We start from the raw sequence: 13280 nt of genomic DNA on the forward strand, positions 1-13280 counted from the left end.
GGTCATTCACCTATCTTTCTCAGCATTTTTTGCGTAAACACGTTTGTTCCAAGCATCAGAGCAAACAGGACCGTTGCGATCGCTGAAGCATATCCCATTTCAAAGCGGATCGTACCAAAGTCCATCAGATGCGTGACTACCGTATGTGCTGCATAGTTAACACTCGGGAATCCGGCCAGCGCAATCGAGATTTCAGCTACAGCAAACGACGCTGTAATCTGCATGACTGCCCCAAACATCAGCTGCGGCCGCATGGATGGCAGTGTGATGTACCAGAGCTCCTGCCAGCGGTTTTTAATTCCGTCTACGGTTCCTGCTTCCACAAGTGAACGGTCAATCGTCTGCAGACCCGCAATAAAGGCCAGAAAGCTGGTACCGAGGCTAAGCCACAGCTGCACCAGAATGACGATGCCGAGTACATACTTCTCATTGGCAAGCCATTGAATCGGCTCCAGAATTACACCGAGGCGCATCAGAAAACCATTCATATAACCGTAGCTGTCTCCAGAGAAGATGATCAGCCAGATAAAAAACACATTGCCTGATATGGATGGTGCATAGAACACCAGTGTCATGACTGCCCGGACTTTAGGAGACAGTTCATTAATGATCCAGGCAAACAGGAAACAGGCGATGTAACTGACCGGACCGGTGATCACGGCAAACAGCAGTGTGTTTTTAAGTGCGATCAGGAATACATCATCGTTCAGGAACAACCGTGAGTAGTTCTGCCAACCGACAAAACGAGGCAGTTCCAGCATATTGAAGTGAAAAAAGCTTAGGCCCAACGAAATGCCGACCGGAATGACTGTAAACATGAAAAAGATCAGCATAAATGGTGCCATCAATACGTAATAATGCCTGCTGAGATACAGATTCCTTTTCAATAGGGACCACCAGCCGACCTCGCGTGTATGCATGACAGGAGCGGCGGCTGTCTTGGATGTTTTGGCTTGCAACCGTTACCCTCCCTTTCCTTTATTCCAGATTAAATTCCTTGCGCTTCAGTTCAATCTCATCGTCAATATAAAGTACATAGTCTGACAGGGCTTCACGCGGATTTTCACTCGCGTTAACCACTTTACGGAAGGCATTATCCAGATGTCGGCCTGTAAAATAACCCCCTGGCATCTGCGGGATGCCCTGTACCCATTCCCACTGCTTCTTCAGGTTTTGATAATCCTTCACCGGCCAAGGTAACTGCTCTAACGCTTCAATGTTAGCTGTCGGGTAACGGGCAGCCGCTCCCATCAGACCTTCCATTTCCCGTCCGTACTCAATCTGGGTGGATTCATCTGTCCACCATTTCATGAACTTCCATGCCGCTTCCTTATTGCCAGCATTCTCAAGCATCATTACAGCACTGGTTGCACTGGCTACCTCATGTCTGATGGAACCGTCCGGAAGCTGCGTGCCGGGTACAATGGTAAAGTCCCACAAGTTGCGAATTTCCGGTGCTAATACCGTCAGCATGTTGTAGGTCGTGTAATCGGCAATCCCGATGGGCATCTCCCCTGTACGGAAACGGTTCGGGAAGTCTGCTTTGAGCGGAAATTTATAATTGGTATAAAACTGCGTCCATCGTTTGAATGCTTCCATCGATATTTCTGAATCAAGTGCACTTTTTTTACCGTCTTCCGCATAGAATCTGCCGTCATTCTGATACAAAAGCATCGCAAAGGTTGCATTAGGAACCATGTTTGCGTTGTTCAATGTGTCCTCAATAGGCAGGTAGAACTCCATATTATGCTTTTGCAGAACTGCGATCGCATTATACACGTCCTGCCATGTTTTTGGCGGCTCCAGACCTAATTCATTCAGAATATCTTTCCGGTAAAAGAGCATTGGAAAATGCTGCTGCTCCGGGAGTGCGTATACTCCCTCGTTATACTCATACGGCGTTAATCCGCTTGCACGGAATCGGGATGCCACATCTTTGAAATCCGGAAATTTGCTCAAATCCGCTGCTGCATTTCTCATCGCGTAGTTAACAGGAATATCTTCGCCCATCTGCATGGCCACATCCGGTCCTTCCCCGGCAAGTGTCGCAGGCAGCAGAATATTCGGCGGCACCAGACGCAGCTGAACGGATACGTCCGTATCCGGTGTAAACGTATCGTCAATCATGCCCTTGAGCACCTGAGCCTGATCTCGTCCTGTTGTGATCCAGACGGTAATGGCGTCCTTCTTTTTCTCCACATTTCCGATGCTGTCATAATCTTCTGTGTACGATGCGACATAGGCACCCAGTTCGTGCTTCACCTGCTGTACGGCAGATGCCGCTGCTTTCGGCAGCTCCTGCCCTGGTGGAGCAACGATCAGGTAATCCATCGTAATCGGCTGCTCACGTACGGTCAGAATCCATGTACCGAGACCGCCGACGTTGATTTTAAATGTATCCAGCCGTTTCGGAACCGTTTCCGGCCTTGCTGCCATATCTTTCAGCTGCACGACCATCGCATGCAGAATGGCTACCTTATCACTCTGTTCTCCAGTTGCCTTTTCCAGATACTCGGCTACAGAAGTAAGAATCACGGCTTGTTTTTCAAAAACCTCCGTCATCTCGGGTATACGTTTCTCCAGTTGATAATCCCGAAGTGGATCAGGTTTATTGGAGGTAATCATCAAAATTTTGCGGTACATCTCATTCAATTCAAGTACGCTTGATTCAACGGTACGCAGTAACGGGGCGATATCGCCCAGTGTGACTGTCATCCGTAAGCGATGCTTGCCTTTCTCAAGATGAAACAGATATGGTTCTTCTCCACCATTTCCAAGTACCTGTGTCTGCCAGGCCGGACTGTAGTTGAACCGAATGCGTTTCATTTCTTCGAACGGAGCTTTGCCATTAATTGTGAGACTGCGCGTGGCATAAATGCCGCGAAGCTGATCCTGCTTCACTTTAAGAGCAATCTGATATAGTCCATCCTCCGGAACATCAACCTCCCACTCCACCCACTCGCCCGGAAGCTTCCAGTTCATGCCTCCGATCGCGTTGACCCTGATTTTGGATACATCGTAGGGTTCAAGTGATGGACTGGACCGATCCGAGATTGGCGCAAGTGTGGGAGAGGATTTGGTTACCGCTTCTTCCCCTTGTACTTTAAGCATCACGGGACTCGCTGGCTTTAAACCTAATGAATCATAGGTTTTCTTCAGTTCCGCATACGCAGGAACAGCCTCTTCCTGATACAATTCAATATAATCAATCGCCATACTCTCTCTCAGAGAGGTCAGAGATAATTGCTGGGTGCCCTTTTCAAAATAAAACTGGAACGGTTCCTCGAAATACCCGGCACTGTCTCGAAACGAAGCAAGCTGCCATTCAGGTTTTTCTACCTGTCTTGGCCTGAGATCATTACCTCGATCGTCCTGACGCACATGATCTTCGCGATTCCCCCATACCCTGTCGAATAGAAGTACATCTGCTTCTCTGAAAGGAACCTCCCCGTTTAACTCCAGCTTGCGCTCGATACCCGAGCTTTTTCCTTCGACAGGAAAATAATGAACGCGAACGTTATATAAACCACTCACTTGAACGGGGACATCCCAACGAATGGTTCCGGATTCGGGTGTAATGACAGCACTGCCATCCAGCCCCGCATATCCCTTTACGACCTCGAACTCTCCATTTTCCGCCTGGGTGTAAGCTTCACCTTCAACCCTCACGGTTGTATCCGGTTTGGCAGTGCTTGCATACTTATCCTGATAATTTTCATAGCTTCGTGAATCCCTGGTGCCCGATACAGCTTCAAAATCCTCAAGTGCATGTACTATCCCGGGGCTCTGATTCTTTGATGGATAGATCACGATGATCGAGAACACCAAAGCCAGAACAAGTACCAGAATCAGTCCCTTTTTCTTACGTGACCGCATGTTTGAAAGTATCCCCTTTCCTGTAAGCGTATCGACAAATGAACGATTGACTAACCCGGGCAGACCGCACCAGCTGCTCGCGCGTTCTGCCCGTATGAAGTAGTGCTTATTTGTATACCTCATCGATTGCGGCCTGGAAAGGAGCCTTGTATTTCTCGATCAGCGTAGATACGGAAACGCCTTCTTTCAGCTCTCCATCAAAATCCCAATAAGGCAGTGACGGGAAGGTGTTGTGATCGAGCACAAGCATTCCAGCTGCCACCTCTCTGGCGTTGTTGATATCTGCTTCATCCGTCAAGTGTCTCTCCAAAGTGGATTGTTCCGGATAATCATAAATCGAATCGATTTCATTGATTTTTTCCCAGATATACATCAGCTGCTCCGGATTTTCTACCGCTTTAGGAATTGTGATTGCCTGGTAGCGGGATTCACCAGAGTGATATGCTGAAGCGCTCGGCCCTTTTGGATACGGCAGGAAGCCGATATCGTAGTCCGGCATATCTGTTTTGATGCCTTCGATTTCATACATCGCGCCAGAATACATCAGTGTATTTCCTTGACGGAAGAAAGTAGCTGGTTCAGTCCAGTCACCGCCTTCTGTCGGTCTGCCCACTTTCTCTGTAGCCAATTTGTTCAAGAAGTTGAGTGCTTCTTTTGTTTTTGGGTCTTCGAGGTTCTGTTTATCCTCTTTCGTCAGGGAAGCTTCGTTAGAATACAGGATCGGTTCGAGGAGGCCCGTTTGAGCAAGTCCCCATGTATCCAGCTTGCCATCATTATTACGATCCTTGTTGGCCTGTTTGGCAACAGCCAGGAAATTATCCCAATTCCATTCATCAGCATCCACGTATTCCTGCAGCGGCTTCAGTCCAAGCTCCTGCATAAGTGTACGGTTGTAGAATATGCCATTAATGAAGGAAGATTTATCTTCTGTGAAACCATAACCTTTGCCCTCATACTGCATGTATTCTTTGGTTGTTTTTTGGTTGAATACCTTGTCGTTCTTGATATAATCATCTACTGGCCACAACAGATCCTGTTTGGTCAGTGCTGGTATCGCGTAGTTTTTACCCAGTCTTACAAAGTCGCCCAGCGGTTCACCTGCCATCAGGGAGGCAACAACTTTCTCCTGATACTCACCAAAATCAATGGATACGTATTCAATGTTGAAGTTATGTTTTTTCTTCAGAGCTTCCAGGTTTTCGATACGTTTAATATTGTCCGGGTTGTTATCTGTAATCTGCATATCCCACCAAGCTACCACTTTAATCGTTCTGCCGCCCATGTCGAAATCCATCTCAGGCGTAGAATTTTCATTCTTTGGCTCCGTTTCAGCCGGTGCCTGCTCTTCCTGTGGTGCGGGTTTTTCCGGTGCAGGCTCGGCAGCAGGTGCAGAGCTGCAGGCGTTGATCAACAACATGGCTGCAAATATCAGACTGAGCAGCATAAACTTGTTTTTCTTCATTGTCTTCCCCCCTGATTGTCGTGTGCCCTCAAAGTGTATCCTCCAAATGTAAGCGCAAACAACCTGCTTAAATACAGGTGTTTACCCCGACAAATTATAGATCATGCCGGTTTGAACCGGAATATAGATGATTTCACAAACAATTGGTAAAGAAATGCACTCTCTGCAAAATAATGCACATTGTATGCGCTTTCTTTTCTTCCCATAATGAAATTAAGCCTTATTTCAGTTGAACAGTTGATCGGAATATCAGGAGAAGGTGAGGTCATGTTTCGTGTACAATATTTTACTTGTAGATTACAGCCGCCGTCTGTGTAAAGAGCTAAGACAGCTGCTCGAAGACAACAAATTCCCTCTTACAATCACAGATTCAGTCTCTACTTCAAGCGATGCTCTCCATGCATTGTCTAATCGAGACTTCAGCGTTGTCGTTGTGCACACGGAGCGATACGATACTGCTGGATTATGGTTGTGTCACCACATTCGAAAAACGAGTGATATCCCCATCCTCCTGCTCGGTGGAAGAGATCAATTCAGACTGGTTCGCAAAGCCATGACGTATCAGGTGAACGATTATCTGCCTTCCCCTGTCAGACCTGCTGCACTGCTGCAAAGTCTGCGTGGACTTCAGAACAAACTCGGGCCCGTGTCTATGAAAAAAAGCCCTGCCATTAAGCCAACAATTCAGCTTAATGGCAAAGCATTGGATTCCAGCCATGTGATCCGGATTGTAAAAGCGTATGTAAGAGATCACTTAAATGAAGAGATTACACTGAAAAAAATTGCCGATATGCTGCACTTTAACTGTGCCTATTTGGGACAAAAATTTAAAATGGAAGAGAACATTTCTTTTAATGACTATATGCTTCAAGAGCGAATGAAAAAAGCAAAACAGCTCCTCCTGTCCACCAACCTGCGAATATACGAAATCGCGTTGGAAGTGGGGTACCGTGATATCGATTGGTTTTACAAGAAATTCAAAGCGTACGCCGGGTCCAGTCCTAACGCCTATCGTCGGCAAAAAGCTCATACTGCCTAAACCAGCCCCAGCTTCTAAATCTTCCTGCAGTGTATTTCATTAATAGACAACAAACAAAAAGCAAAGAAACGCAGAAGTAGCCCTCTGCGTTTTTTTGCCGATTACCGCTGTGCCGAACGGGTTAGTAAGGACTCACGATACTCCTGAGGCGTCATGCCGGTCAGTTTCTTGAACAGCCGCGTAAATGAATGGGCGGATTCATAACCGACTTGAAGCGCAACTTCCCGAACCATCAATTCGTTGTTTAACAGCAGCTCCTTAGCTCTGCGTATTCGGCTGTCATCAATAAACTCTGATAAATTTATGCCCATTTCCTGTTTGAAAAATCTGGACAGATAAGAAGGGTTAAAATGATGCAGTTCTGCCAGGCGAACCAGCGTAAGATCCTTTTCAAGATTGCTTTTAATGTAATTGCATAAGCTTTGCACGACTAGATTGGCTCGTTCCTCTTCATTTGAGCGTTTGAAATTGACCAGTTCATCGGCCGCGGCATACAGATACTGAACGGCATCTTTCATGCTGGGGAAATTGCTTAAATGAAGCAGGCTGCGCTGATCCGGCGTTTTCTGCTTCAGCCCCCACCGATTAAAGGCAGCATACAGAGATAGGGCCAGGTGATAATACATCTCCATCGCCCGTTCCATCGCCATATCCTGCTGCATAAGCTCACCAGTAAGCTCTTCGAAAATATCGTAAAAGGATTGAAACCGTCCTGTCTCCAAAAAGCCCGACATAACCTCCACGCGACTTGAGATGCGCGCAGTTTCTTTTGGAATGCCCGCTTGTAGTTCCTCGTAATTGTCCGTCAGCACCATCGACACACCGTCACCAATCTTCATCCACTGCAGTAAGCGCAAACGCTCATATTGCTGTGGAATTCGGGACCATTCACACCCTCGACCGCTGAATGTAAACGCAACGGACACACCAAGTGAAGCAAGACACGATTCCTGCACAAGCTCTAATGTGCCTTCAATATATCTGGCAAAGTGCTGATCTTCGTCTCCTTGTTCTTCTTTGGGCTGCAGCAGCCATACTGCATCACCGTAGTGATCGGCAGCGCTGGCGCAGGCTGCATGTTCGCCTAGTAATGATGTTCCGATGATGCGCACAGAACTTTGAGTACATCCTGATCCGGCTTCTGCCGGTTCGTGCAGTTTTCGCCCCAGCACCAAATATACTGGGGAATCAGCCTTCAACCCCATCTCCTTGATCAACGGCTCGGACTGAATCTGTGCAGATGACCCAGCAGGTAAACCTTCCTGCAAAAGCTTCCGGACGTATTCATCCTGTTTAAAAGCCGTCAGGCGAGAGGTAATCTCACGCTGCTGTTCTACCAGATTGTTCATATCATGACTCTGTCTGATCTCCTCCATGACCTGCTCCACCATGTGCATTACTTTATCGTACCCTTCCGTTTTGAGCAGATAACGTACATTGTTCATCTGAAAAGCTTTGTACGCATATTCAAAATCACTGTGTCCTGTCAGAAAAATGACACGGCACTGCGGCCAGCGGCTCTGAATCTCTTCCGTCAGCTCCAGCCCGCTTATCCCGGGCATGCGAATGTCAGTCAGCACAATATCAATTCTGGATCTTCGCATCCAGGTAAGTGCCTCTGCGGCGGAGTATGCTTTACATACATCCAAACGATCGGGCATGTGTCTCGCAAATGTTTCATACAAACTATCCGTAATGATCTCCTCATCATCAACAATCAGCAGTCGATACATTCGTGTTCCCCTTCCTTCCACTGGATTCGAATGACAACTTTTAACCCCTGCAGCTCACTTCGTGAAAGATAAAGCCCGCTGCCCGCTCCATATGTCAGAACGAGACGCCTATGGATATTCATTAATCCGGTTATGTCTTCCGTCGCTGCATCATTGTACAGAAGATGCTGCAGCTTCTCAATATCTTCTGTCTGAAGATCCTGCCCGTTATCTTCCACGATGATTTCTGCACAGGATGATGTCCTTTGGAATTGAACTCGCAGCAGACCGGCAGCCGTATTCTTTTCCAGACTGTGCTCGTACGCATTTTCAATGACCGGTTGAATGATAAGCCGTGGAACCTGCATTTGCTCCATTTCAGGTGGAACCTCTCCAAATTCAACTTTGATTCGCCTGGAGAATCGCAGCTGCTGGATTTCAGTATAAATACGGGAATGATGCACTTCTTCCTTGAGCGGTACATGATCTGTTCCATTGCGTGTAATGAAGCGAAAATATTCCCCAAGCATATTGGTGAATTGTTCAATTCTCTCTGTCTCTCCTGTCCTCGCTAACGAGTTCAGAATAAAGAAACTGTTGTACAGAAAGTGTGGATTAATCTGCGATTGAAGCTGTTTTAGTTCAGCTCGCTGCATCATCATCGTTTTTTTGAAATCACGGTCAATGAGCATCTGCAGATTCTCAATCATATGGTTAAAACGGGAGTACAGAAATCCGAATTCATCTTTACGATGATGTACGATCGGAATATCCAGCACACCACCTTCCATCTTTTTGAACCTCTTGACCAGCAGCAGCAGGGGAATGTGAATCAGTTTATACGTTGAGTAGAGATACGCTGTAATCGCAATGAAGGATGTAATTGCAAAAATCCAAGCCCATTTATAAAATTTGCTCAGAGGTTTGGTAACCATCTTTTCAGGCAGATATGTAGCAATGGATAAACCGAGCGGCGCCATATGATGCTGATTCACATGGTACGTCGTATCCTCCACGCCTACCCGAAAGCTGTCGAGCGAGTTCTTTTGACTATATTCACGATAGTTAGCAAGAATGATTTTACGTTCGTTCTGATCTAAAATAGCAAACCCCGTTCTCTCCTCAACAAGAAGAGAGGCACTCTCAGGATAGAGATTAAGCTGTGACAGCTCATTCTGAAAAGCAGCGTTATCCAGCTCCACCTGAACGACAAACAGCGGTGTGTCTCCTAGTTTGCCTGTTACACGTACAGCACTCAGATTCAACGCATCGTCTTTTACTGTAAATCGAATGCCATCTTCCTGCATGGACGAACTGAAATATTCGTAAGAAGCTTGATCGTACTCATCAATGCCCTGCACTGCTGAAATACTCTTGTTGACTGAAGGAATATGTACATAAACGTTCTTAATATAAGCACTGCTGTTTTTAAAAGCGGCTAACCGCTCGGATAAATAATTTAATATTTCACGTTTTTCAATTTGGTCCATGTTGTTCCAGAGGATCGCCAGCCGATTCAGCTTGCGGTCCTCTGCAATATCAAACTGCTGCAGCTCCATCCACTCAATCTCCCTGTTGAGTTCTGTGGCATATTGACTCAGACGCCTTTCTGTAGACAAGGAAATTTCCTCGCTTGCCGTATCATAGCTCCAGTGGTACAGATATACCCCCAGAAGAATCAGAGGTATGACAAAAACCAGGTAGGTCATTATCAGCCGTGCAAAAATGCTGTTGAACCACGACTGTGCCGGTATCTTGAACAACGCTCTCCCCTCCTGATTTCAGATCAAAGATACCTGCCTAATAGGACAAGGCAAACGCCTGGTGATTCCGTGATGCATTGGTTCTATACCATGCGTTCACCTCCGATGTGATCTCGGCCCCGCCCAATTGAAGCCAATCCTTTACAAATTGATCAAAGTCTTCTATAGGCGATCCATGGATAATATTCATATACGCTTCAAGCTGAAGATCCCGAAGGATGATCTGTCGATCCACCATCGTTTCTGTGATCCCGCCTGTGAATTGATCATAAAGCAGCTGCCCGTTCACCTCATAACGATCCGCAATGCTGAATGCTCCTGTCGGACCATAGGTTTGTTTCCACCCCCATCCGCTCTGCAAACCTTCGGATTCATAGGCTGCAATTCGTTTGTGAATGGCAAGTGCTTCGTTCTCCAGTACGGAGAAATCCCCCGTCTCCCTTGCGTCCCGAATGTCTCTATACGCATCCATATTTTTCGTTCCAGGAAAAGGCGTGACCGGAGACAGCATCCACACAGCGCGAGAGTCATCATTATAATACGTTTCATATTCAGCGTTCTGTCCCCAGTTCTTGTCCAGATGCAAGTTCATCAGCTTGACGACAACTTCAGGGTGGGCGAATCCTTTTCTCACCGCAAAATAATGTCCCGTATTGGAACGAAGCGGGACAGCAAGGCTCCGTCCTGCCTCAACTGCAATAGGGAAAGCCTGCCATTCGGCTTCAGGATCCTGTTCACGGGTGGATTGTATAACAAAAGGAGTCCACTGCTCGCCATAGAGCATTCCAATTTTCCCCTGCTGAATGAGACGATACTCCTTGCTTCCATTTTTGTATGCAAAGTCCGGATCAAGCTGCCCTTCCAAGTACATCGTCTGCAGCACCTGCAGCGCTTTGCGCACTTCCGGCTGTATCCCTCCGTAAATGAGCTCTCCCTCTTGATTTTTGATCCAGATGTTCGGGAAAGCACCATATCCGGCCATAAATCCCGAAACACCCATAACGGGGTCCCAAAGATAACTCGTCAGTGCCAAGCCATAGGTGTCCTGTTTACCATTTCCGTCAGGGTCCATCGATGTAAACGCTTCCGATAATTTCAACACATCTTCGATCGTCTCAGGTGCCTGCATCCCCAGTTTATCCAGCCAATCCGTTCTGATCCACAAGTACTGTGCTGTCTCAATAGAGGAAGAGGATTCGGGAATTGCCATCAGCTTACCGTTAATCGTAGCGGCATCAAATGCCCCTTTGCCTTCGGCCTCCAAAATTTTCTTGGTCAGCGGTGAGGCAAAATCCCGGTATACTTCGGTCAAATCTTCAATCAAATTGGCATTACTCAGCTGCCTAAGCTGATATGGGTTGACCTTGACCACATCGGGAAAGCGTCCTGCAGCAAGGGAAACCCCGAGCTTTTGATTGTATACGTCGCCCGTCGCGATCCAGTCATAACGAATCTGAATGCCCAGTTCTCTTTCATAGAGCCGAGTCCAGCGATTATCCACTAATGTCTCATCCGGCAGCTGCTCTATCATTCGCTGCAGATCTTCTCCTGTTTCCCTGACAAAAGAGACTTTAATGGGTGGGTCATAAGCCTCGGAGGAAAGGCCCGGCTGTTCATTGTTGGAGCTGTTCAACTGCCCCGAGTTCCCTTGCGTCAGTCCGACAGGCATACAGACTGTAAGAAAAATAATAATGGTCCATCTTGTTTTGTACATCCATCTCTTATGCATGGTGACCTGCCCCCATTTTGATTGAATGAACGCATCCTTTTTCTTTTCTATTTACCAGAATTGTTATCATTGTACAACATCTAATCTGTGATGAGTACGAAAAAGCTGCCGCTCGGCAGCTTTTATTTACAGCTCTGAAGAGAAAATTACCGCTTAATATGATAATCGAAATTAGAAAAGTCAGCTGAACCTCCGATTGTTTCTGTAGAAAACAGAAACAATCCAATTCTGCACCCCATAAAGTGATCCAGCTTGTAAACCATATGATGAGGAACCCCGAGACTCTTCCACTCCACCCCGTCCTTATAGGCAAAGCGGCATTCATCCTGATTATTCGCAAAATTTGCGGAAGCCTGCAGTGTCACCATCGGCCCTGACACGGGTATCCGAGCGTGCTCTACGGCAGGCTCCTGATCGATAAAATTGCCAAAAATACTGGAATCTTGACTTTCTCTGGCCTGCATAACCAGAAAGTATTGGCCTTCATCTTTGGTCAATGCAATCAGACCGTAGGTCCCTATCAGAAAACAAAGACCCGCATAATCCCCGTTATTCAGGCGGCTGCCATCAAGCGTTACTGAAGCTTCACAAGCCGGACCCATCGCACGCTGTGTCAGTGTGTTTACTGCAAACGTCAGGTTCGGGCTGAGCTGACCGGTTCGAATCCGGTACACCCCCGGTTTTTCAGTTACAGACCACAGATCATCATGCGGCGTATGATTCCACTGCCAAACATCTCGCAGGCGCACCTTACCCTGGTCGTCAAGCGTGTATTCAAAACGGTCGCTTGCAGCGAGCGGGTTATATTGGTGTCCAGGCTTCGTACTGGCAATGTCGATTTGTTTCGGAGCTTCTTTCGCAAATACCGGTAACCCTTCCTCAAAACGCATCGGTACCAGCACCGGAATCCGACCCACAGCCCCATGATCCTGGAAAAGCACTGCGTACCAGTTCCCCTCAGGCGTATCCACGATACCGCCCTGAGCGACTCCTGAATTAAAATATCCCATATCATCGTTGAATACTTCTCCACCGACAAATGTACTATCCAGCGTATCCGCTCTGTAACATGCTTGTGTTCTTCGCCCTGCTTGCTTCGTCATGTGAATCAGGAAGACATAATAAATTCCTTCAATTTTGTAAAAATGTGCACCTTCATATCCAAGATAATGCGGCTGATGATCTGTTACTATGATCCGATGTCTGCCATCCGGCCTAGGCCCCGAAAGATCCGGTTTCAATTCAGTTAGGTGAATCTCTCGATTACCATGCACTAGATAAACCCGTTCGTCGTCATCAAAAAACAGCGAGCAGTCGTGGTAGAATCCCTCTACAATCTGTTTGCTCCAGGGCCCTGTTATCGTTTCAGATGTGTACAGATAGGTTTTACGGGTATCATTGGCCACGAAGATGACATAAAATTTCCCCTGATGATAACGCAGTGAAGCAGCCCACATCCCCTTACCATAGATCTGTTCACCATTCTCCAGCCGCTGTGCCGGAGTATTATCCAGAATGTCATACACATACGCAGCCGTTTCCCACTGCATCAGATCATACGAACGTAGAATGATACAACCAGGCATCATATGCATTGTTGTGCTCACCATATAATACGTATCTTCTACCCGAATGACGTCCACATCAGGGTAATCAGCCCATATAATCGGGTTGGAATGCATGTTTGAAAGCACCTCTT

General features: G+C 47.0%; 8 protein-coding genes. 1 reads left to right on the top strand and 7 read right to left on the bottom strand.

Going from position 1 to position 13280, the window contains the following annotated elements; all coding sequences use genetic code 11:
• Nucleotides 1-2: 2 nt before the first annotated feature.
• The 3 genes from ABXS70_RS12095 to ABXS70_RS12105 all read right to left on the bottom strand — a co-directional run bounded on the left by ABXS70_RS12095 (nucleotide 3) and on the right by ABXS70_RS12105 (nucleotide 5338).
• Complete coding sequence (locus ABXS70_RS12095) at nucleotides 3-959, bottom strand: sugar ABC transporter permease (RefSeq protein WP_342556008.1); 957 nt, start codon at nucleotides 957-959, stop codon at nucleotides 3-5.
• A 19-nt stretch (nucleotides 960-978) separates the two neighbouring features.
• Entirely contained in the window at nucleotides 979-3876 is a 2898-nt protein-coding gene (locus ABXS70_RS12100; RefSeq protein ID WP_342556007.1) for an extracellular solute-binding protein, read from the bottom strand.
• Nucleotides 3877-3982: 106 nt separating this feature from the next.
• Entirely contained in the window at nucleotides 3983-5338 is a 1356-nt protein-coding gene (locus ABXS70_RS12105; RefSeq protein WP_342556006.1) for an extracellular solute-binding protein, read from the bottom strand.
• Between the two features lie 274 nt (nucleotides 5339-5612).
• Between ABXS70_RS12105 and ABXS70_RS12110 the strand changes: the two genes are divergently transcribed.
• The gene (locus ABXS70_RS12110; RefSeq protein ID WP_342556005.1) at nucleotides 5613-6377 is read left to right on the top strand and encodes a helix-turn-helix domain-containing protein; all 765 of its coding nucleotides are present in this window, start codon (nucleotides 5613-5615) and stop codon (nucleotides 6375-6377) included.
• A 101-nt stretch (nucleotides 6378-6478) separates the two neighbouring features.
• Here ABXS70_RS12110 and ABXS70_RS12115 read toward each other — a convergent pair whose 3' ends face one another.
• The 4 genes from ABXS70_RS12115 to ABXS70_RS12130 all read right to left on the bottom strand — a co-directional run bounded on the left by ABXS70_RS12115 (nucleotide 6479) and on the right by ABXS70_RS12130 (nucleotide 13263).
• A complete protein-coding gene (locus ABXS70_RS12115; protein ID WP_342556004.1) occupies nucleotides 6479-8110 on the bottom strand; it encodes a response regulator in 1632 nt (543 codons plus the stop codon).
• Nucleotides 8095-9852, bottom strand: coding sequence for a histidine kinase (locus ABXS70_RS12120; protein WP_366296040.1), 1758 nt, complete (start codon nucleotides 9850-9852; stop codon nucleotides 8095-8097). Before ABXS70_RS12120 ends, ABXS70_RS12115 begins: the two co-directional genes overlap by 16 nt.
• Nucleotides 9853-9889: 37 nt before the next feature.
• Nucleotides 9890-11581 carry an extracellular solute-binding protein gene (locus ABXS70_RS12125; protein WP_342556002.1) on the bottom strand — a complete coding sequence of 564 codons (1692 nt, stop codon included), beginning with the start codon at nucleotides 11579-11581 and terminating at the stop codon, nucleotides 9890-9892.
• A 146-nt stretch (nucleotides 11582-11727) separates the two neighbouring features.
• Nucleotides 11728-13263, bottom strand: coding sequence for a glycoside hydrolase 43 family protein (locus ABXS70_RS12130; protein WP_366296042.1), 1536 nt, complete (start codon nucleotides 13261-13263; stop codon nucleotides 11728-11730).
• Between the last annotated feature and the right edge of the window lie 17 nt (nucleotides 13264-13280).

Origin of the sequence: Paenibacillus sp. AN1007 (assembly GCF_040702995.1) — a bacterium.
Lineage (GTDB): Bacteria > Bacillota > Bacilli > Paenibacillales > Paenibacillaceae > Paenibacillus.

Coding starts and splice junctions, on each gene's coding strand:
- ABXS70_RS12100 (WP_342556007.1), bottom strand. CDS start 3,876: ATGCGGTCACGTAAGAAAAAGGGACTGATTCTGGTACTTGTTCTGGCT.
- ABXS70_RS12125 (WP_342556002.1), bottom strand. CDS start 11,581: ATGCATAAGAGATGGATGTACAAAACAAGATGGACCATTATTATTTTT.
- ABXS70_RS12115 (WP_342556004.1), bottom strand. CDS start 8,110: ATGTATCGACTGCTGATTGTTGATGATGAGGAGATCATTACGGATAGT.
- ABXS70_RS12130 (WP_366296042.1), bottom strand. CDS start 13,263: ATGCATTCCAACCCGATTATATGGGCTGATTACCCTGATGTGGACGTC.
- ABXS70_RS12105 (WP_342556006.1), bottom strand. CDS start 5,338: ATGAAGAAAAACAAGTTTATGCTGCTCAGTCTGATATTTGCAGCCATG.